This is a genomic window from Paludisphaera sp., assembly GCF_037189885.1.
Taxonomy (GTDB): Bacteria; Planctomycetota; Planctomycetia; order Isosphaerales; family Isosphaeraceae; genus Paludisphaera.
In genome coordinates this window covers 28,233-48,377 of the sequence record NZ_JBBCIR010000076.1, presented here as the reverse complement: position 1 = coordinate 48,377, position 20,145 = coordinate 28,233, and the positions used below count along the sequence as shown (strand labels likewise).

Here is a 20,145-nt window from a genome sequence, read left to right as displayed (position 1 = left end):
GGCCGGCCGCGCGGCCGGCCCCGCGAACGACGCGGCCATGGTCGAATATCGCCGACCGCCTCCGCGGTCTTCCCGAGGGAGCCAAGGGCATCTCATGAATCACTACTACATTTCCGCCGCGCGGGGCAGCGATTCGGCCGGGGACGGCTCCGCGACGAGCCCGTGGAAGACGATCGGCAAGGCGATCGGGCCGGGGCCGGCCGCCGCGCTGGGGGCCGACGGCGCCCGAGTCTTCATCGAGCCGGGGACCTACCGCGAGGCCGTCGCCCTCGCGCTGACGCCCACGGCCGGGGCCCCGCTTGAGATCGTCGGCGACTGCGACGGGGCGGGATTCCTCGCGGGGGGCCGCGCGGAGCCGATGACGGGGGTGGTCGACTGGTCCGCGTGGGCCGACGACTTCACCCCGTCGACGACGACGCCGTGCCTGAACGTCTCCGGCAAGGGTCACGTCACGCTGCGGGGGCTCAAGATGCACGGCGGGAACTACACCGCCTCGTGCCTGTACCTGAACGGGGCCTGCCCCTCCTGGATCCTCCGCGACGTGATCTTTGTCGCCTACCCGAACAAGTACGCCGTGCTGGCGACCCCGCCGGGGGGTGCCCCCGTGCCGCTACTCGTCGACGGCTGCGACTTCCATAGCCCCGGCTCGACCGGCGTCCAGGTCAACGTGGACCGGAGCGCCTCCGAGTATCCGCTGGGCCACGTCTACCGGAACTGCCGCTTCAACGGCGTCAACGGCGTCGTCTTCTCGCTCAGCGGGACCGGGTTGAACATCGCGACGGGCATCACGATCGAGCACTGCTCGTTCCTGGCGACCACGACGGCGATCACCGTCTACAACAACGCCGGCGGCATGGCGACCGTCGAGCCGCTCGTCGTCCGGGGGTGCCTGTTCGTCTCGACGTATGGGATCCTGGCCGGGAACGTCGCGAACGTAGCCGAGGACTGGAACGACTTCTGTTGCACGGTCCCCCGGACGAACACGGCGGCGGGGGCGAACTCGCGATCGCCGGTGCGCCCCGCGGTGGAGCGGGAGGACGGCCGGCTCGTCGGCGTCCCGCTTCGGCCGATGGGGACGCCGACGCCCGGTTCGCCCCTGGCCGGCCGCGTCGGCTCGGGTCCGTACCCGGCGCGGGACTTCACGGGCCGCGCCCGGCCCGAGGGCCTGGGCTCCGCGCTCCCGGCGACGGGGGCGCTGGAACGCCACGACACCGGCGAACCCGACGTGGCCCACGCCGATGCGGGATCGTCGGGATGCCTCGCGCTCAGGGGGCCGGCTTCCCTGGAGCGGCCGATCCTGGTCGACGCGACTACGACGACGATCTCGGTCAAGGTCCGGTGGGACGGCAATCACGGCGACACGAAGAAGCCCCGGGCGGTCCTCCTTGCCAACCCGGAGATCGGCGTGGCCGCCGACCAGATGCTGATCGCGACCTCGACGGGCGGCTCGGGCTCGACGCCCAACGCCTACGAGACCCTGACGTTCGCCCCCGTGACGCCGACGAGGGCCGGGGCGCTGATGCTGAGGCTGGCGTCGCGATCGACGACGGGCCACGGCGTGGCCTACTTCGATTCGATCGTCGTCTCATGAGGCCTCTCGCATGCCGCGACACTTCGACCACTGGTTCCGGGGCGCGTCGGTCGAGGCGGCCTCCCGGGCCTCCACCTCGACGCCGTGGGGGCCTCGAGGCGCGTTGACCATGCCCGTGATCCGGGGGAACCCGACCCCAGCCGCCGCGATGGGCGGCCGCCTCGAGACCGGGGGGTCCTATCCGTCCGGGGTCTCCGCCCTCGGCGAAGCCCGTGGGGGGACGGCCCTGGGCGGCGTGGCCTCCGACAGCATGGGGATCGCTCCCATCGCCACGGTCACCGTCGAACTGGTCGCGGCGGCCGACCTCTCGGCTTCGGTCGCGTTCAGCGCCCAGGGCGGATTCTCGGCCTCCGGCGACCACGAGCTCTCCGTGACGGTCGACGCCGCCGTCGAAGGTGGGATCGAACTCGCGGCGTCCGCCGACCTCCGGCGGACGCTGGAGCCGACGACGAGTATCGCCTGGTCGTCGGAGGGCAGTACCCTGGTTACGTCCGGCGTCGCCGAGAGATCCTCCGGCGGCGTCTCGGCCCTCCTTGGAGCGGCCACGGTCCAGGTCGTCGACCGCGTGGGTTCGGGAGGATTGTCGACGGGCGGCACCACCTCGATCCTCTCGGCCCCGCCCGGCGGCTCGTTCAAATACTGGAGACGCGGCGGGGTGATCGGTGAAATCGGCCCCCGCCGAGGCGACTTCGCGCACCGCTATCGCGGTTGGTCCGGAGTCGAGTCGTCGGGCCGGCCGGGAGGGCAGGATTCCGTGGTGCCCGCGGGGGCGGGCGCTCATCTCGGCGGCACGGCCGGAGCGAGTGTCGGCCACGACGCGGGCGCTGGGACGAATGCTCATCTCGGCGGCACGGCCGGAGTGGCGGTCGGCCACGACACGGGCATGGGGGCGGGCGCTCATCTCGGCGGCACGGCCGGAGCGGGTGTCGGCCACGACGCGGGCGCGGCCGTCGCCCGTGGTTGGGCAGCCGGCGGGATCGCCGCGGAAATCAAGTCGACCGCGGTGATCGCGAGCGGAGGGATCGCCCTCGGCGGAGCCGGCCGCTCCGCCAACACCGGGATCGTCTATCGCATCTACTCCAACGGAGGCCACGGGCCGATCGACTATGACTCGCCGCTCGCGGAGGCGCCCGGGCTGGAATGGACCAGCCAGGCCTTGCCGGCCGGGTCGTCCTTCCGATTCGCGGTGCGAGCGCACGACCCCGTCACCGGCCTCCAGGACGGGAACCTCGACGCGACGGCCTCCCTGGTCATCGACGCGCAAGGGCGGGACGCGACGCGAGTCCCCCGCCCGCCCATGGGGCTCCGCGTCGTGGACAGGGGCGGGGGCCGGGTCCGCCTGGAGTGGGCGGTCGCCGACGCGACGCCGTCCGGCCGCGCGACCCACTTCCACGTCTACCTCCGCGAGGGCGCCGTCACGGACTTCACGTCCCCGATCCTGGTCCCCGCGTCGTCCTGGCGCGGCGACGTGGCCTCGACCGAGGTCCACGGCCTCCTGGAAGGGAGGCGTTACGCCGCGATCGTCCGGGCGGCGAACGCCCACGGCGAGGACGGCAACGTCAACTCGATTTACTTCACCGCCGACCACACCCCGCCCGCTCGCGTGGACGGCCTCTCCGCATCGCTTCCCCCCACCACCACCGCCTGAACGGCCCTTCGCGGTCGGCTCGGCTCCATGGCTCCGCTCAAGCGAGCCGGGCCACCTCTTTCAACGCGGTTCCCCCAGGAGGTCGCATGGCCGTTACGCTCAAGAATTCGGGTCGACTCGTGGCGACGACCGCCAACACGCCGTTCAACAACGGCAAGTTCACGTTGTCGTTCTACTTCCGGGTGAACTCGTCCGTCACCGGCCTGCACTACCTGCTCCGGGTGGGCGAGACCTGGCTGGCGGGGCTCATGGCCGCCAACGGCGTGTTCGCCCTGCGGGTCTACACGGCCAACTCGCTCAACCTCAACGGGGCGGTCGGGGTCTCCGCCGTCATGCCCAACCTCCGGCGCGACGTCGTCTACCACGCCGTCCTGGTCTACGACCCGGACGACCCCTCGCGCCGCTTCCTCGCCGTCAACACCGACAAGACCCCGCTCTCGACGTCCGGTCCGCCGCTGGTGGTGTTCAACGGCGTCCGTTACGGCGACGGGTCGACCGACGACGTCACCATCCAGGACGCGTTCTTCCTCCAGGGCCACGCGGCGTCCGACTCGGAGATCGCGACGCTCGCCGGCGACCTCGCGGCGACGCCGGCGTTCGTGGCGTCGGCCCTGGTCCCCGGCTCGCTCTCGTTCTACCACACGCTCGCCGGGGACGTCGCCGCCGAGGTCTCGGCCGGCGCCCCCGGCATCTCGTGGGCCGGGCCGCCGGCCTTCAACGCCCTCCCGAGCCCGCGACTGGCCGGCGGAATCGTCGCCTACGCCGAGCCGATGGCGAGCGACGCGACGCTGACGGTCAAGCGGGCCTTCATCGGGCCGTCCGGCAAGACGCTGACGCTCGCCGTGGGCCCCCCGTCCGGGGACGTCCTCCTGGCTCCCCGCGTGGGCTCTCTGAATGCCTTCCCGTCGATCCGCGTCGACGGCGGCCCGCCTATCGCCCTGCCGACGGCTGGGGCGTACGTCGCCACGAACGCGGACGCCCTGTTCTTCCCGCTGCCGTCCGGCATGGTCGTGTCCGAGGGCCAGAGCGTCGTCCTCGACGCCCCCGCGAACTGGTTCCCCGCCGCCGCCAGCATGGTCCCGGCGATCTCCGGCCACCCCGTCGCCAACTACGTCGGGAAGTCGATCGCCGCCGGCCTCTGGCCGGACGCGAAGCCGATCCGGGTCGGCACCCAGAACGAGGGGATCGGCCGGACCATGGCCGTCCGCCCCCACGCGAACGTCGCCAAGTTGCTCACCCGCACGGGGATGGAGCGGTGGCCCGACGGCACGTTCCGAGGGCAGATCACCGGCGTCCTCGTGAACAACGGCAGCGGCAACAGCCTCGACATCCCGGGCTACGCCGGAAGGTCGGGGCTCTGGCTCGTCCGTTGGGACGACCACGACCCCGCGAAGCCTGTGGACGTGAGCCTTTCCGACCACGGCTCCGCGATGCGTGAACTGGTCGCGTACCGCAACGACGGCGACGCGCAGGGGCGGGGCAAGGTCCGGGTGTATGACCTGGACATGGCGAGGCGGTGGAATTACACGCTGTCCTCGCCCATCGACGCGGCGGCGACGTCGATCCCCTATTCGACCGTGGACGAGATCGCGTCCTTCCAGGTCAGCCGCGTGCCGATCATCACCATCGGCGACGAGACGATCCTGGTCGGGACCAGGGATTTCGCGACGAAGCGGTTCACGGGCTGCACCCGGGGCTGGAACGGGACGACCGCGAAGTCGCACGCCGCCGGCAGACCGTTCACCGTGCATTGGGGGGCCAAGTACGCGACGATCAACATCAGCATCACGAGCGCCGACCCCGCCAACACGCACTACGCCAACCTCGAAGTCTACGAGGTCGACCCGTCGGAACTCCCGGAACTCCAGCCCGGCGAGAAGTTCGAGTACCCCGCTCGCGACCCCCTGGAAATCTCCGGCCGCTTCAAGAAGTTCGTGAAGGACGGGGTCGGCGTGCTCCGGTACATGAGCGAGACGCCGGGCATGGCGGCCGACACCGAGCACCCCGAGCAGTACGTCCGGCCCGAGGATCCCCACTACTCGGGAGCGACGTTCATCCGGAAGTATCACTTCAGGGAGGTCAGGCCGTTCAACCCGGCGGAGACCCCTTACTTCTACACGCCCACGCCCTGGCCGGCGACCGAGCGATACACGACGACCCTGGGATCGCCGATCACGACCGCCCCGCCGCCGGGGACCGTCGAGACGATCTCCCTGCCGAACGGCCGGGCGGACGGCGTCATCAAGGGACAGTCGCTGTTCGTGGGCGACGAGGTCATGCGGGTGCTCGAGGTGCCCCTGTCGGGCGGCGCCTACAAGGTCAAGCGGGGGGAAGTCGGCACGGCGACCTCGACGCACCCGGCGGGCGAGATCGAGGTGGGTTACCGCATCCCCATCACGTCGGCGGCCCAGTACATCACGCCGGCCGCGAGGCACTACTACACGGCGATCATCGACGAGAATCTGTCGTCCCCGGTGGAATTCGGGAACATCAACTACAGCAAGTGGGCCGGGTCGGACGACGCGAACCTGACGGCTCGGCTCGCGCTCACGCTGACCGCCCCACTGAACGCGACGTCCCGCGACGTCTTCGCGGCCCCGGCCGACCCGAACGATTGGGATCTCGTCGCCCGCAACCTCCGGCTCGTGATCGGGGCGGAGACTCTGGTCGTGACGGCCGTGGACCGGCCCGCCGGCAAGATCACGGTCGCGTCCCGGCCGTCCGGGGCGGCCTCGTACCCGGCGGGGACGGGGCTGCGGACCAAGGCGGCCGGGCTCCTACTCCGGTCCCCGGACGGGACCAAGAAGTCGTACAACAATCTCTTCCACACCAGCACGATCATCCTGGCGACCGGGGTCGATCGGGCCGTGATGGTGACGAGCGACGAGTCCACGGGGCTCGGGGGCGCGTCCACGGCCGCCCTCCCGCAGTTCTTCGACGCCCCGAACACCTGCAACCAGCCCGAGGAGTTCCCCCACGCCAACCACCCCTACGAGTTCACGGCCCGGGAGACGGCCGAGAGCCCGGGGGCGTGGCACTGGCTGAACGTGCCGTGGCGAGGCCCCGACGCGGCGGTGTACGAGGCGGCGAAGGCCGTCCGCGACAACCTCCCCCCCGGCCGCCCGGTTGTCTTCGAACTCGGCAACGAGCTCTGGAACTCCCGCTTCCACGCCTACGCCGGCATGTACACGATCGGCGGAGCCTGCCGCATCCCCAACGTCAAGGACATGTACATACTCCGGACGCAGTCGGCGTTCGAGGTCGCGAGGCGGTGCTTCGCCGAGGTCGGCCGCGAGGACGAAATCCTCATGTCGATCTGCTGGCAGACCAGCAACGACGTCCTGGCCGACTGCCGACGGCTCGGCGTCGAGCCCGACGTCGTCGCTCACGCCCCGTACATCATGCCGAAGTTCGAGTGGGCGGCCTACACGGCGGCGTTCGACGCGGTCGACGACGACCAGGCGTGCGACCTCTTCACGTTTTACCTGTTCCACATCAACGAGCCGGGCACCCTCCGCGGCGTCGGCGCCATCACGAAGGCGTCGCGGGAGGCCCACGAGAAGGCGACCGGCAAGCGGCCGATCTACGCCACCTACGAGGGTGGGCTGGAGCAGGTCGTCGGTCTGCCCTCGGGCGCCACCAGCGCCGACCCTCGGGCCAGGCGGACGCGGGACATCATCCACCGGCCGGCGTTCTATTTCACCGAGCTGGACTCCTACGCGGCGATGCGGGAGGTCGTGGGCGTCGACGTCTACACGCAACTCGCCCTCGGCGGGGCGGTGGGCACCAAGTTCTGGACGATGCTGTGGGGCCCCGGCCAGGAGCCGGGCCGTGGCGACGGGCGGGGCGGGGGGGTCGACAACTCCGCGTACTCGTTCTCGAACCCGACCGACCTGCTCGCGGGGGGCGGGGACGGCGTCCGCGAAAGCCTCCGCCTGCAAGCCTGGCTCGACTATCAGGCGGCGTGGCGTACCACGACCCCTCCCGGCCCCGACCCTGTCGATCCGAACCCTGACGATACGGACCCCACACCGGACCCGGACCCGGATCCCGATCCGGGCTCGGATCCAGACCCGGGGCAGGAGCCGCCCTTGACTTTCGCGAGGAAGCCATTGCCGCTCGTGTACCGTCGATTCCGGCCTCGGTTCGGGTGAGCATCATCGCCCCATCGCGAGGATGTCCGCTGACACATTCGGGCCTGCTTAGAAGAGGACGAACGGCGATGTCGACCCACCGCGAGCGCGACGTCCGCGCCGTGATCCATGAGTTGCTGGACTCCACAGGCATGTTCGACCGGGTCTACTCGGGCGCGGTGCCCGACATCGGCGGCGAACCGTCCGGGGCGTCGCGCGCGGCCTCGATCGAGCCGAGCGAAACCATCTTGGCGGGGCAGGGAGATGGCGTCGATGGGGGGGTCAGGGCGACTACCCGCGTCAGCATCGTCCTGCTCGCCCGAGACGACGACCCGACGGCCCGCGACGACGCAGTGGAGATGCTCCTGAACACCACGGCCGCCATCCTGAGCGGCCGTTCCCTCGGGGGGATCACGCTTCCCGGATCGACCAGGCTCCGTTCCTGGACATGGCGCAAGGCGATCCCGCCCGAGCGCCGCATCGAAGCGACGCTAGAGTTCCAGTACCTACTGGAAGGCTGGAACGGCTTCGACCTCTCGGAATGACACCGCTCCCATCGCAACCCTGTATCTGGCAAAGGAGACCGTTCCCATGGCCGCGACCAAGCTCCAATCGAACTGGACGGCCGTCTCGTTCGACTCGGCCCCCATCTCCCGCGTGACCCAGTTGAGCTTCACGCAGGGGGGATCGCTCACCGCTTACGCCGCGGACGGCGACCACTTTCCCACGGTGATCGTGAATACCATGAGCCGGCCCAAGGCCAGCGTCACCAGCGGCGACGCGGCGGCCCTCATGGCCATCGCCCCCGGCACGACGGGGACCTTCAGCGCGACCCACAAGGACGCCAAGGGGGAGATCGGCGGGGACATCCTCTACGTCTTGTCGAACGCCGTCGCCGAGAACGCCGAGACGTCCGGCGCCCACGGCGAGTTCGGAACCGCCACGCTGAGCCTTATGGCGTATTCCTCCGACGGGGTCACCAACCCTCTCAGCTTCACCAGGGCCTGAGCCCCCGGACGCCGGCAACCTGGAAGCATCAAGGACCTTCGCCCCATGGAATCCATGCCGATCGACGCGTTGATTGTCCCCGAGTCGTGGAAGACGGGCGGCACCCAGTTGGACCGCATCGACTCGATCCTCCGCGTGGCGGAGCCCATCCTCGGCGTCGATCGCGCGCGCGGGGGCAGGGCCTACATCCGACGCCAGCCCGGAGGCCGTCTGTTCATCACAAACGACCCGCGCGACACGATCTCCTTCCCCATCGGGCACCCGCTCGAGGGCCGTGCCCGCTACGCCTGGGTCTCCGCCCCTGATGGGTCGGAACGCGGGACCATGGTCGAGGAGGCTCGCCATGCGAGATGAGCGGGCTCTCCGCCGGCCCGAGTTCTTGCAGGGGCCGAAGGTCACGCTCGGCGATGGCGGAGACTGGTACCTGCCGAGCCCGACGGTGCGATTGTTTCCTATTCGAGGCGAGGACGGCCGGATCGCGGTCGGCGGCGGTCCCAGCTTTGGGGCCGAGTACGAGGCCATGATGGATGAGTTGGCCGATTGCGACCCCGGGGACGCCACGGCCCGACTGACCGTCCAGTTCCGCATGGCGACACTCCTACTGACCCGGAACTACGACCTGACCGATCGCGATCTCCGCGAATTGCTCGTCATTGATGTCGACGATCCGGAGTGCCGCGAACGTTGGCAAGAGATCAACCGGGCCCTGACGGGGCGATCCCCAAAAGTTTCAGCCGATGGCTCCGCTGCACCCTGATCGCGAACGGGGTCGCCCAGGACTTGCCCTGGGAGGACGCCATCGGCGTCTCGGAAATGCTGGTGGCCTTGGGCCGTGCCATCCCCCCTTCGCGATGGGTGGACGGACATGAAGCCAAGGCGCGGGAAGCCGCCCTCGAAGCCCTCTTCTGACCGACAGCGAGATTCAACCATGGGCCTCGACGCGTTCCTCATGCCCCAAGACCCCTCGCCGCCCCAGGGCTCGCGGCCGATCGGCGACCTCGGCGAGGCGCTTGCTTCGCCGCCGGTCACCCTCGACGCGCCGGCGGGAGACCCAGAGCCGTCAGGCGTCACCCCGCTGGCGTTCCCCCCGCCAGAGCCTCCGCCCCGAGACCTCGCCCAGGCACCCGTGCGAGATGCAACGGCGTCGAATGTCGCGGTCGGATTGACGCCCGGACGACTCGTTGGGGTCGCCATAGCCCCACCCGAGATCGAGCCGAAACGGGGAACGGCCGATACGCCTACGCCAGAGCAGGCTCCCATCGACCGCCTAGGCCTCCGATACAGCCAACCGGCCCCCACGCCCCCTGAGGTCGCGGAGAAGCTCGGGGGGTTCCTCGCGATGGTCGGCGATCCCGCGGGGCTTCTCGGCGACGACATCGATCGGATCGAGGAAGACCTCATGTCGACAGCTCCCATCGTGGAACTCGACTGGGGTTCGGATGTTCCTACGATGCCGCGCACGGCCGATCACGACCGGGGACGGGGCCCCCTCCCCACCCATTCCCACGGCCCGCCGCATCGCTGGGAAGGTGCCTCCACCACGCCGTCGTTCGCGAGGCGGTCCCCCGACTGGGACGGATCCGGCCCCGATCTTGGGGGCGATGGCGAACGAATCGAGGAGCGCCTTTCCCAGGTTGCCGCCCGACTGGAACAGGCCGTCGAGCGTCTCGTCTCCCCGACGCTCTCCCTCGGGCGAGGCCCCAGGCCTTTCCGCGGCCGGCTCGACGGCTGATCCCGAACGAGGTACCCAATGGTCACATACAACGGCGAGAACATTTTCGGATCGGCGGTGCAGTTCCAGCACGTCGCGAAACCGAGGGCGCAACAGACTGTCGCCTTCTTCGGCGTCAGCGGGATTCAGGTACTGGACGGCGGCGGACGAGGGAGGATCTTCCTCATCCGCGGCGTCCTCACCGCGCCCTCCCTCGCGGCCCTGGGGGCGGCGGAGGGGAGGTTCCACGACTACGCCGATGGGGTCGCCCGCGTCCTCGTCGACAATCGGGGGAGGGCCTGGCCGAACGTCGTCTTCAAGGGAGAACTCGTCCCGGACGCCCGAGGCGCGATCTCCACGGGCTCCGGATGGGCCCTGCCTTACCGGGCCGCATTCCACGGACTCACATAATTCGACATGTCATCCCTATGAGTGCCCCGCCATGCCATTCGAGCAGACCTCGATCGTCGAGGTGAAGCCGCCGACGTGGGACGGCGCGACGCTGCATCTGTCATGGGTATCGACCGCCCCCGCCGGCACGACCTTCCAGGTCTACGTCGGACGGCGACTCGCCTGGTATGGAACGAGTCGGTGGGTCGCCTTGACGATGCCGGATTCCCGGGTGCGAATCGACGTCGGCACTGTAGGCGCCGGCGAGGCGACCGCCGACTTCTCCGCGTCACTCCCGCCCGCCCCCGGCGACCGTGTCGCCCTGTCGTGGCTCGGCGGCTCCTACCTCGACCCGTCCGGCCGCGACGATGTCGCCGGCTTCCTCGTCTTCGGTTCTCGACGGGCGGGGTGGGACGTCGACTATACCGAACCCCTGGCCGAGATCGCCGCCTATCCCGGCGGGGCGCCGATCGACGGATTCGGGATCGGAGGGTTCGGGCAGGGGGGGTACGGCCGAGCGGCGTCCACGTACCGTTGGACCAGCGCCGCCCTCGGATCCGGAACATGGACCTTCGCGGTTGTCTCGTTCGACCGGGCGGGGAATCAGGGGACCAAGGCGATCATGACGACGAATATCGTCGCCCCCCCCCGACCCCCGGCGGCGGATTCGGATGGTTATCGTCTACGCTGTATCTACGATCCCGCGACGCGCAAGGCGACCCTCTCCTGGAACCCCAGCCCCATCTAACGAAGGGATCAGCCCTCCAATGGCCACGACTTACACCACGAGAGCGAAGCTCGCGAAGCCAGGGCCGGCCGAGCGGGAGTGGAACGTCCCGCTGAATGCCAACGCCGACGCCCTCGACGCCCTGGCGCCGATCGGGGGGCTCTGCGTCACGACCGCCGAGTCTCCCAGCACCTCGACGAGGGTCCAGGCTGCCCCGGGTCGATTCCAGCGCGGCGACGGCACCGTGGTGGTTTTCGCCGGCGCGACATCGATCGTGCTCGTCGCCGAATCCACCTCATATATCCACCTGACCGACGACGGCGAGATAGCCGTATCGACCTCGGGGTTCCCCACGTCATCCCACGTTCCGCTCGCGATCGCCGTCACCGATTCATCGAGCGTCGCGAGCATCACGGACCTCCGGATCGTCTGCGCAACCGTCGGGAGTAATTCCAGGCCTTTCCTCACGCCCTCCGGCGGGACCATGAACGACGGTGCCTCCCTGGCGGCCGGGTCCGCTTCCGGGTTCAAGATCGGAACCTCTGCGACCCAAAAGCTCGGGTTCTGGGGGGCGCCCCCCGTCGCACGACCGGGGATGTACTCGCAAGAATACACGGCGGCCTCCAGAAACCTGATGGCCTACGCTCCGGCAGTCAGGACGGCCGCGTTCGCGGGAATTGGCTCGGGCCAGGGGGGCTCCCCCTACGCCCAGGCCAGCGACCTGAACAGCCTCAGAGTTTCATATGAAAATCTGAGGATATTCTCCGAAAACACGACTCAGTTGCTCAACGCGTTGATCAACGATTTGAAGGCGATGGGCCTGCTCGGCTGACCGCCGCGAGAGGACGCACGGCATGCCTGCAAGTTTCGATTTCGATCCATTCAGGGCACCGCTAACGAGGCCGGCCACGGCCATCCGCGTCTGCCGCCATGATCCACAGGCCGAGGGCGGGGCCGCCTTCGAAGTGCTCCCGAACGTGATCTGCGAACGGATCCGGCACGCCGAGGGGCCCGAGCCGCCCGCGGCCTGGTTCCGCTACGTCCTCGACGACGCCTCCCCCGCCGAGCCGACGCCGTTCGACTTCGGGCGCCTCTGGCCTCAAGACGCCACGGGCCCCTACGTCGTCAAAAACGACGACCGCCTCGTGGTCTTGGCCGCCGGCCCCCATGGCGAATCCAAGGTTCTCTTCGACGGATTTGCGCAGGCGCCTCAGATCGACCTGGAGCCGCACTCCCAGCGGGTTTCCTTCCTCGCGGTGGGAGTCGCGACCCGGTGTTGGGATGACCCGATCGGCGGGCGTCTCCAGCGCCACGCCGACGCCCCGTGGGACGGCGAGACGATCCTCGTGCACCTTCCCGCCCGCTTTAACCCGGACGGTAAGCCGAACTGTACCCCTGACGGCGCCGACGTCGAGCCATCCGAGGCATCGACTCGTTATCCCGTGTTCCTCGATCCGGACCTGGACCGCGATCCCGACCCGAGGACCTACTGGACGCTCGGGAAATTCGCCCGATACATCCTCTCGGTCCATAACGACCAGGCCTTCGTAAGGAATCCCGACTTTGATCGTCTGGACGCTCTGCTCCAGTCGAGGGGGCCGGCCCCGGGCGCGAATCCCATCGGACGAGGCACGGCCGCGGACGTCGTCATCCGCGACTACGACGCCACGAACAAGCCCTGGCCCGAAGCCCTGGCGGAGCAGCTCGAATTCGCGGGCTTCGGCATGCGATTCGTCACGACCGAGGAAGCGGACGGCTCGCCTCGCCACGAGGTCGAAGTGTATCGCAAGGACGCGGATGCGGGAGGTCCACTCCGAGACCTCTTGCTGTCGGGGGCGGGATCGGAACTCGATCCCGCGCGCTGCAACGTCTCCGCCTTGCACCTTCGCCGAGACTCTCGCTCGATCGTGAACGCCGTCACGGTCGAGACGGCCCAGCGGCGCGTCGAGGCCTCGCTCGTGCTGGCTCCCGGATTCATCCCCAAGGCGGGCGATGAATCGGCGGCTCAACGGGTGCGATTCCTCCGATCCAACCTCGCCGCGGCCGACGGAGTGGACCGCCGAAAGTATCGATACTACGTCGCAGACGAAGCCGGCGACGGCCACTGGGAGGCCTCCACCTCCTCCTGGTCGGACACGGCGCTGGATCTCGCCCCTCTGTTCCCTGACGACGAGGAGGGTAACCCCACCTACGTCAAACGACTGCGGCCCGGATCGACCACCCTGGCGACTCGCGACGCGGAGGGTCGCCCTCTTCGGGCCCAGCTCGCCTTGTCCCGCGACTACACTGGACCGGTGCCGGGCGTGTGGGACGGGTCCGGCCACTGGCAGCCAATCGAGGGGGGATGGCAACTCCTGGAGGACCGGCTGGGGATCCAAGTCGTGGCCGAGGACCCGGAAGCTTGGGGCATCGGCGAGTACACCGGAAGCGTCCCGCAAGAGCCCAGCAAGACCCTACGCGGCGTGACCAGTCAGGCCAACCCATCAGGATCTAATACTCGATTCGTGCTCCGCCTGACCACGGTGATCGAGGACGACCTGATGCTCCCCGCCGCGGTTGACTCGCGACCGGCGTCGCCGACCTCCTACACGCGCAGGCGAAGGGTCGACGCCCGCGACCACTTCGCCCTCGAGACGATCGCCGCCGGCTCTCTCCACAACCCCGGCACCGAGCCGAAGACGGCGCGGGACGATACGGAACGGGCCGTCGCCTGGGCGAGACAACTCCGCGCGGCCCATGAGCTGCCGCCCACGGTGGGTTGGGCGACCCTCCCAGGACTCGTCACCGCCTATCGGGTCGGAGACCGCGTGGCCCGGATCGACGGGCGTGACGTCGCCCTCCAGACCAACATCGGAGAAGCTCAGGGGGAAGCCCCGGCATACCCCACGATCTCGGCCGTCTCATGGGAATTTCACGACGATCGCCAGGCGACCACCGTCGAGCTTTCCAACGCCGACGTCGAGCGGAACGCCTGACTCGCATGCTCAGGGAGCATTGATCCGATGACCGATGCACGCGTCATGCGCGACCGGCAGGCGAGTGTCGCCTCCGCCGCCCGACGTCTGGACGACGCGAGCGGCCAGCACTCGGGAGCGGCGCTGGTCCAGACCAAGGCCGTGGGGGCGTACCCCGCGGCCGCCTCCGCCTACTATGCCTGCACTCCCCTGCGGATCGATGGGCCCGAGACCGAGGGGGCCGCCGTAACATTCACCGGCGACCCCTCGCGCATCATCATGGCCCTCAACCTCGGGTCTAGGATCCCGCCGGTCGGAACGAGACTCATCATCCATTCCAGCGGCGGGCGATGGGCCTTCCGCTACGATGGTTGATCCGGCGGGCGCGCCACATCCCCCACGTGGTCTCAGCGGGTGAACCATGCCGTATGACCCTATTCGCACCCTGCGGCTTCGATGGGACGAACGCCAGGAGAGCGGATCCTGGAATGGTCCCGGTCGCTCCCCCGGACTCGACCCCGCCCCGGATACCGGCCCCCCTCGATTCATCGGACGCGTTCGAAATTCCGGTTCAATGCCGACCGTGACCGACAAGGTCTTCCTCGTCAGTCCCGTGAGCCTCGACGGCCCCGAGACCGAGGGGTCTAAGGCGGGAGTCTGGGCGGATCCGTCGCGCTCCATCCCTGTCGTCGTCGTGGGGTCGGTCACCCCCAGGGCCGGAGAACTCCTCACCGTCCACGCATCGGGCGGGCGATGGATATCGGAGTTCGGTGGTCGGCCGGCAAGCCTACCTTGCGGCGACTGTGGCATACCCCGCGGGGATTTGACCCTGACTCTGACAAACACATTGTTAGGGACGCATTCGGTCTCGCTGCACTTCAATGGTGTCGACGAATGGACGACGGGGTGCGTCAACCAGGTCACCTTCCGCCTGAGCTGCGGCTCCGGCGTCGGGATCTTCTCCGCGAGCCATTTCGCGGGAGCGCCGTGCCCGACCGGCCGACCTGTCACCTGTGCCAGTTCCGGGGCGTCGCCTGTGAGCCTTCCCCTAACGATCCAGTCGTGCGACCCTTTCCTCCTGCAATACACGACATCCTCCTGTCCGGCGTTGTCGAGCCAGGGCTACACGAAGTTCACCATCACGCGGTAGCTCACGATTGGGGTTGCTCGCGCCCGGTCAGGGCCTATAGTCTCGGCTTCGCCCTCGGGAAGCTTGCGTCTCGCGGGCTCGTCCGCAGCCACCTCTCGCGAGGTCCATGATCGATCAGCCACCGCGGGCCCGCAGCCATGATCAGCGTAGTCGTCCCGCTGTACAACGAAGAGGAGAACCTCCACGAGTTGTACCGCCGCCTCAAGTCGTCCCTCTCCGGGACCGGGCTGGATTACGAGATCATCCTCGTCGACGACGGCGCGCGCGACGGGACCCCATCGCGGATCGACGAGTTGGCGGATCGAGACCGACGGGTCGTCGCGCTGCACCTCAGCCGCAATTTCGGGCATCAGGCCGCGGTTTCCGCCGGCTTGGACCATGCCCGGGGAGGAGGGGTCGTCGTCATCGACGGCGACCTGCAGGATCCGCCCGAACTAATCCCGGCGATGATCGACAAATGGCGCCAGGGCCACGAGGTCGTCTACGCCGTGCGACGTCGCCGCGAAGAGGCCTGGCCGAAGCGGCTCGGCTACTTCGCGTTTTATCGGATCCTGAGCGCGATCAGCGACATGGACATCCCGCTCGATAGCGGCGACTTCTGCCTGATGGACCGCAAGGTCGTGGACGTCCTCGTCCATCTGCCGGAGAGGATGCGTTTCATCCGCGGGTTGAGATCGTTCGTGGGCTTCGATCAGGTTGGCCTCGAATACGACCGCCCCGCGCGCGGGGCGGGGACGCCGAAATACACCCTCGGCCGCCTGATCGCGCTGGCCATCGACGGTCTCATCAGCTTCAGCGGCCGACCCCTCCGCCTCGCCACTTACCTGGGATTGGCCGCCGTCGGAGTGGCGACCGGGCTCTCGATTTGGATCTTCCACGACGCGCTCGCCCACGGCAAATCCCCGGCGGGCTGGGCCAGCGGCGCGGTCATCGTCCTCTTCATGGGCTCGGTCCAATTATTGAGCCTTGGGATCATCGGCGAGTACATCCGACTGATCTTCCTCGAAGTCAAGCGGCGGCCCACCTACATCCTCCGCGACCGACCTTCTCGCGCCGAGGCCGACCGCGAAGCCGATCGGCCCTGACACGCCGATTGCCATAGCCACACTTCAATATGCACACCCATGAAATTAGCGGTAGCCGATGCCCCGGCTGCCCGCTCGCCATCGGTTCGCGCTGCGCGGGGGTCGACCTCCCCAGGCTCTGCCAGCTTGTCGACCCCGGCCATCCGTCGTTCGACCCGTCCTACCTGCCGGCCCTCTCGATCGACGCCGACGCGACTCCGTTAACACCCCGACGCCCTCTATCGGATTCCCTTAGGTTGCTCCGAGCGGCGCGCGCCTGCTCCCACCGGTCGGGGCGTCCGGCATGCGGATGCACTGGAGGGGCCGAATGCGGTCTAGGCCGGGGTATCAATAGCTTCGTCAGCCTGTCGGACTGCTTCGAATGCCTATCCGACGAACCAGGTGCCACGTCCGATTGAGGCGGATCCTCTCCTGATGTCGCCGGATGACCCGCTCCCGACTCGACCTGGCGGCGAGCCTCGCTCGTGACCGCGTAAGACGCCCCGTCAGGTCGAACCGAACGACCGGTCTCGATTTCAAGCGCGTCATGACCCTCCGGCGCGTATCTCTCCCCGATCCTTCGGCCAATCCGTGTGCCCTACCTGCCCTCGAGCGGACTAGGTCGCGCGTTGGTGAATACTTCGCAATCTGCCTTCCGCCACCGGGACGTAGTCAGCGAAACGCTCTCCGTAAGACGGGACGCCCCCGCGCCGTCGCGGTCCGCCCAGACGGGGTCGGGGACCGATCCATGCGCATTTGCAGAAGCCAACGGAAATCCTGAAATCAGGGATTGGGTGCCGTGGATCATCCCATCGTACATGCGGGGAGGCACAGGAGGCAGACGACTCACACGGGTCACCCACGCATCCCCAAGCCATTCCCAAGCGACGCCAGCAGCCATCGCAACAGGACACCAAGATGAGCCGATTCTTCGAATTTTCGCTCTCCTCCGGCCTCGAAGGGCTCGAACAGCGGTTGAGCCTCAGCGGCCTCGTCGGGGCCATGAAGGCGGGCACCGTGCTCAGGCCGGTCGTCGTGATCGAGGACGACGATGAGCCGCCGTTCGTCCCCGATCCGGAGCCCGTGATCCCGGTCTACCCGACCCCCGATGTCGAGCCCGATCCGGGCGACTTCCCGGGCTTCCCGCCCCCGCCGGTCTTCCCGACCCCTCCGCTCGGCGGCCCGATCGGTCCCGCCTGATGCATGGCCCGGCCACGTCGCGTCCCATGGCCGCTTCGCCTCGCCGCGGGGCACCCACTCGGCGTTCTCCGGACCTCATGCGAAGGAAGCAGCATCACCCCCATCCCGCGAGACCGAGCACCATGGCCAACTTCACGTTATTCCGGCGATGGCGGACCGGGATCCTCGCCCGAGTCCAGGCCGAGACTCCTGCCCGGGCGATCGAGCTGATCGTCGAAGCTCGCGGATCGCTCGCTTACGCCGACCTCAACGGCCTCGACGCTCCCCGATGCTTCCTGCCCAGCGCCGACCTTCGCGGGGCGGCCCTCGAAGGGGCGAGCCTGTCCGGCTCCTACTTCGGTCGAGCCGACCTCCGCTCGGCCTCGCTGGTGGGGGCCGACCTCCGATCGTCGACGCTGATCGAGGCCGATCTGCGAGGGGCGGACCTCCGCCGGGCCGACCTCCGCCGGGCCGACCTCCGTGGGGCCGACTTCACGGGCGCCGATCTACGCGATGCCTGCGCCACCGGTGCCCAACTCGACGGTGCCCGGCTCGATTGGCGTGGCTCCGCGTTCGCCCTCGAGTTGCTCAGGCGGCAGGCCTGGAATCAGCCCGGTGCCCATGGCCTAATCGCCGAGATCGCGCTGACTCCCGACGTGCGACCTTACGCCTGGCTCGCCGCGGCAGCCCGCCGCCCTGATCTGATCGGCTGGGTGATCTCCGTCGTCCGCCCCGCCATCCAACCGGGAGACGGCGCTTCGGAACTTCTTGGTCGACTGGCGGCGGACGCGGTCGAGGTGGAGAGCCCGCCGTGCGACCCGACCTCCGGGACAACCTCCGACAACTTCTACTGGACGCGATCCGTACACGCTCGCGGCGCCTTGCGTCGGAAATCCATCTAGCCGCGCCCCGAAACGAGTAGACCCGACCACGTCCCATGCATCTGGAGTCGACGATGACCCCCGCTCGCACGCACGCCGTCCGACGACGCCCGACGATCGCCTCCTCCTCGCGCGACATGGCGATGCTGCGTGTCGCTCCGGTCGATTCCATCTCCCTGCCGAGGGCCCACGCCGCCCATCGGCAGGCGAGCGGGGCCTTCCGCCTCCACGACCGCCCCAGCGGCGAGGACGTGCTCGTCTACACCCCGATGTTCCGGTCGCAGTTCGAGTCGGGCCATCGCGCCGGACGCTGGTACGTCCGGCCGGTGACGAGCGTCGGCGGCTCGCCCCACAGCATCCCTTTCGCCTCCGCGAAGGAAGCCATCGACGCCGTCGGCCGCGACGCATGGCGGCTCCGGGTCTTCAGGGACGATAGGGTCGCCCGTCGCCAGCGGCCTCGCCTCCGGGTCATCTGGGCCTCCCTCGACTCCCAGGACTGAAGTCGAAACGTTTCCCCGCAGATTCGGAGCGCCGGCCACCATGATCGACCGCATCGCCGAGACTGACACCCGCGGCACTTCCCGCCCGAGCCACAAGAAGGACCAGGCCTCCCCGCTCACCGCGGAGCGCGAGCGTTACCTCGCGGCCAGGATCAAGGAGGGCGACGGCGAGGCGCGCGAGGAACTAATTCTCGCGAACCTACCGCTGGTCCGACGCATCGCCTCGGCCTTTCGCGGGCACAATCGCGTGGTCGACCTCAACGACCTGATCCAGGAAGGGACCATGGGGCTCCTCAGGGCCGCGAGCGATTTCGATCCCGAGACCCACGGGAATCGTTTCGTCAACTACGCGGCCTGTTGGATTCGGTATACCATCCGGCGAGTCCTGGCCGAACAGACGACCACCATTCGATACCCCTACTATCTCACCCTGCTTCGACGACGATTCGAGAAGGCCCGGGAGCAGCTCATCGCTGCCGGCGACGCGAGCATCGGCGCGGACGGGTCCACGGACGAGGACTTTGAAGCGGTGGCCGAGCGCACGGGCCTCGAAGGACGGGGGCTCAAGCTCCTTCGAGACATGCGCGGAGAGCTTCAACCCCGCGCAATCGCTTCGATCAGCGAGCCGGCCTGCGACGCCGCCCTGGCTCAACTGTCTCCCCCCCAGGAGCCCCTGGAGATCGCCGAATCGATGGAGCGACTGTACGCGGCGATGCGACGATTGACGTTGATCGAGGCCTGGCTCGTGAGGCGTCGCTACCGGCTCGACGAGTCCTTCGCGAAGTCGGCGACCAGCCCCGCCCGGTCTCGCCGCGGGGCGGATGTCCCTGCCAGGGTCTCCACGAGGGGCGAGGGCTGGAGGACCTTCCGGGAACTGTCCGCCGAGATCGGCATGCCGATCCATCAACTGAGGTCGATCGAACGCGCCGCTCTCGCGAAGCTTCAGGCGATCCTCGAGCCCGGATCAGGCGACGAATCCAATCGCGCGAGGCCGAGCGATCGCCCCACCATCGGCTTGCGGAAGTCGGCCTGATCCCCGAGCCAACAGAGACGGCCCCAGGGGCGGCCGGCGTGCTCGGCCTGATCGCCAGTGAATCCCGTCTGCTCGTCGCGGCCCTTCCCGATCGATTCATCACACCGGCCCCGCCGGCGCGTCTCATCCGAGACGCGCCGGCGGGGCCGCTTGCCGTTTCGAACGTGGAAACTTGC

General features: G+C 68.8%; 18 protein-coding genes. All 18 read left to right on the top strand.

The window, feature by feature from the left end; genetic code table 11:
- The first annotated feature begins 94 nt into the window (after positions 1-94).
- The 18 genes from WG209_RS20525 (at position 95) to WG209_RS20440 (ending at position 19,969) form a co-directional block, all read left to right on the top strand.
- Positions 95-1,591 (top strand): hypothetical protein, encoded by a 1,497-nt coding sequence (locus WG209_RS20525; RefSeq protein WP_337176961.1) that lies wholly within the window; start codon positions 95-97, stop codon positions 1,589-1,591.
- A gap of 10 nt (positions 1,592-1,601) precedes the next feature.
- The gene (locus tag WG209_RS20520) at positions 1,602-3,239 is read left to right on the top strand and encodes a fibronectin type III domain-containing protein (RefSeq protein WP_337176960.1); all 1,638 of its coding nucleotides are present in this window, start codon (positions 1,602-1,604) and stop codon (positions 3,237-3,239) included.
- A gap of 86 nt (positions 3,240-3,325) precedes the next feature.
- Positions 3,326-7,393 (top strand): hypothetical protein, encoded by a 4,068-nt coding sequence (locus WG209_RS20515; RefSeq protein WP_337176959.1) that lies wholly within the window; start codon positions 3,326-3,328, stop codon positions 7,391-7,393.
- Positions 7,394-7,461: 68 nt separating this feature from the next.
- Positions 7,462-7,917: a hypothetical protein gene (locus tag WG209_RS20510; RefSeq protein ID WP_337176958.1), complete on the top strand. Its 456-nt coding sequence runs from the start codon at positions 7,462-7,464 to the stop codon at positions 7,915-7,917.
- A 46-nt stretch (positions 7,918-7,963) separates the two neighbouring features.
- Positions 7,964-8,380, top strand: a complete 417-nt coding sequence (locus tag WG209_RS20505) for a hypothetical protein (RefSeq protein ID WP_337176957.1) — start codon at positions 7,964-7,966, stop codon at positions 8,378-8,380.
- Between the two features lie 45 nt (positions 8,381-8,425).
- On the top strand, positions 8,426-8,734 hold the full coding sequence (locus tag WG209_RS20500; RefSeq protein WP_337176956.1) for a hypothetical protein: 309 nt from the start codon (positions 8,426-8,428) through the stop codon (positions 8,732-8,734).
- On the top strand, positions 8,724-9,137 hold the full coding sequence (locus WG209_RS20495; RefSeq protein WP_337176955.1) for a hypothetical protein: 414 nt from the start codon (positions 8,724-8,726) through the stop codon (positions 9,135-9,137). Before WG209_RS20500 ends, WG209_RS20495 begins: the two co-directional genes overlap by 11 nt.
- 171 nt (positions 9,138-9,308) lie before the next feature.
- Positions 9,309-10,112 carry a hypothetical protein gene (locus WG209_RS20490; protein WP_337176954.1) on the top strand — a complete coding sequence of 268 codons (804 nt, stop codon included), beginning with the start codon at positions 9,309-9,311 and terminating at the stop codon, positions 10,110-10,112.
- A gap of 18 nt (positions 10,113-10,130) precedes the next feature.
- The gene (locus WG209_RS20485) at positions 10,131-10,502 is read left to right on the top strand and encodes a hypothetical protein (protein ID WP_337176953.1); all 372 of its coding nucleotides are present in this window, start codon (positions 10,131-10,133) and stop codon (positions 10,500-10,502) included.
- A 31-nt stretch (positions 10,503-10,533) separates the two neighbouring features.
- On the top strand, positions 10,534-11,229 hold the full coding sequence (locus tag WG209_RS20480; protein ID WP_337176952.1) for a hypothetical protein: 696 nt from the start codon (positions 10,534-10,536) through the stop codon (positions 11,227-11,229).
- A 19-nt stretch (positions 11,230-11,248) separates the two neighbouring features.
- Complete coding sequence (locus WG209_RS20475) at positions 11,249-12,040, top strand: hypothetical protein (RefSeq protein WP_337176951.1); 792 nt, start codon at positions 11,249-11,251, stop codon at positions 12,038-12,040.
- 145 nt (positions 12,041-12,185) lie between these two features.
- Complete coding sequence (locus WG209_RS20470) at positions 12,186-14,183, top strand: hypothetical protein (protein WP_337176950.1); 1,998 nt, start codon at positions 12,186-12,188, stop codon at positions 14,181-14,183.
- A 27-nt stretch (positions 14,184-14,210) separates the two neighbouring features.
- The gene (locus WG209_RS20465) at positions 14,211-14,537 is read left to right on the top strand and encodes a hypothetical protein (RefSeq protein WP_337176949.1); all 327 of its coding nucleotides are present in this window, start codon (positions 14,211-14,213) and stop codon (positions 14,535-14,537) included.
- A gap of 912 nt (positions 14,538-15,449) precedes the next feature.
- Complete coding sequence (locus tag WG209_RS20460; RefSeq protein WP_337176948.1) at positions 15,450-16,397, top strand: glycosyltransferase family 2 protein; 948 nt, start codon at positions 15,450-15,452, stop codon at positions 16,395-16,397.
- Positions 16,398-17,294: 897 nt separating this feature from the next.
- Positions 17,295-17,576 carry a hypothetical protein gene (locus tag WG209_RS20455; protein ID WP_337176947.1) on the top strand — a complete coding sequence of 94 codons (282 nt, stop codon included), beginning with the start codon at positions 17,295-17,297 and terminating at the stop codon, positions 17,574-17,576.
- A 122-nt stretch (positions 17,577-17,698) separates the two neighbouring features.
- Entirely contained in the window at positions 17,699-18,457 is a 759-nt protein-coding gene (locus WG209_RS20450) for a pentapeptide repeat-containing protein (protein ID WP_337176946.1), read from the top strand.
- A gap of 53 nt (positions 18,458-18,510) precedes the next feature.
- Positions 18,511-18,936, top strand: coding sequence for a hypothetical protein (locus WG209_RS20445; protein WP_337176945.1), 426 nt, complete (start codon positions 18,511-18,513; stop codon positions 18,934-18,936).
- Between the two features lie 40 nt (positions 18,937-18,976).
- The gene (locus WG209_RS20440) at positions 18,977-19,969 is read left to right on the top strand and encodes a sigma-70 family RNA polymerase sigma factor (RefSeq protein ID WP_337176944.1); all 993 of its coding nucleotides are present in this window, start codon (positions 18,977-18,979) and stop codon (positions 19,967-19,969) included.
- Positions 19,970-20,145: the final 176 nt, after the last annotated feature.

What these genes read in the sequence shown, in the direction of transcription:
- WG209_RS20445 (WP_337176945.1), top strand. Translation starts at nt 18,511, where the DNA reads ATGACCCCCGCTCGCACGCACGCCGTCCGACGACGCCCGACGATCGCC.
- WG209_RS20440 (WP_337176944.1), top strand. Translation starts at nt 18,977, where the DNA reads ATGATCGACCGCATCGCCGAGACTGACACCCGCGGCACTTCCCGCCCG.
- WG209_RS20490 (WP_337176954.1), top strand. Translation starts at nt 9,309, where the DNA reads ATGGGCCTCGACGCGTTCCTCATGCCCCAAGACCCCTCGCCGCCCCAG.
- WG209_RS20450 (WP_337176946.1), top strand. Translation starts at nt 17,699, where the DNA reads ATGGCCAACTTCACGTTATTCCGGCGATGGCGGACCGGGATCCTCGCC.
- WG209_RS20515 (WP_337176959.1), top strand. Translation starts at nt 3,326, where the DNA reads ATGGCCGTTACGCTCAAGAATTCGGGTCGACTCGTGGCGACGACCGCC.
- WG209_RS20500 (WP_337176956.1), top strand. Translation starts at nt 8,426, where the DNA reads ATGGAATCCATGCCGATCGACGCGTTGATTGTCCCCGAGTCGTGGAAG.
- WG209_RS20495 (WP_337176955.1), top strand. Translation starts at nt 8,724, where the DNA reads ATGCGAGATGAGCGGGCTCTCCGCCGGCCCGAGTTCTTGCAGGGGCCG.
- WG209_RS20485 (WP_337176953.1), top strand. Translation starts at nt 10,131, where the DNA reads ATGGTCACATACAACGGCGAGAACATTTTCGGATCGGCGGTGCAGTTC.
- WG209_RS20460 (WP_337176948.1), top strand. Translation starts at nt 15,450, where the DNA reads ATGATCAGCGTAGTCGTCCCGCTGTACAACGAAGAGGAGAACCTCCAC.
- WG209_RS20465 (WP_337176949.1), top strand. Translation starts at nt 14,211, where the DNA reads ATGACCGATGCACGCGTCATGCGCGACCGGCAGGCGAGTGTCGCCTCC.
- WG209_RS20480 (WP_337176952.1), top strand. Translation starts at nt 10,534, where the DNA reads ATGCCATTCGAGCAGACCTCGATCGTCGAGGTGAAGCCGCCGACGTGG.
- WG209_RS20510 (WP_337176958.1), top strand. Translation starts at nt 7,462, where the DNA reads ATGTCGACCCACCGCGAGCGCGACGTCCGCGCCGTGATCCATGAGTTG.
- WG209_RS20475 (WP_337176951.1), top strand. Translation starts at nt 11,249, where the DNA reads ATGGCCACGACTTACACCACGAGAGCGAAGCTCGCGAAGCCAGGGCCG.
- WG209_RS20520 (WP_337176960.1), top strand. Translation starts at nt 1,602, where the DNA reads ATGCCGCGACACTTCGACCACTGGTTCCGGGGCGCGTCGGTCGAGGCG.
- WG209_RS20505 (WP_337176957.1), top strand. Translation starts at nt 7,964, where the DNA reads ATGGCCGCGACCAAGCTCCAATCGAACTGGACGGCCGTCTCGTTCGAC.
- WG209_RS20455 (WP_337176947.1), top strand. Translation starts at nt 17,295, where the DNA reads ATGAGCCGATTCTTCGAATTTTCGCTCTCCTCCGGCCTCGAAGGGCTC.
- WG209_RS20525 (WP_337176961.1), top strand. Translation starts at nt 95, where the DNA reads ATGAATCACTACTACATTTCCGCCGCGCGGGGCAGCGATTCGGCCGGG.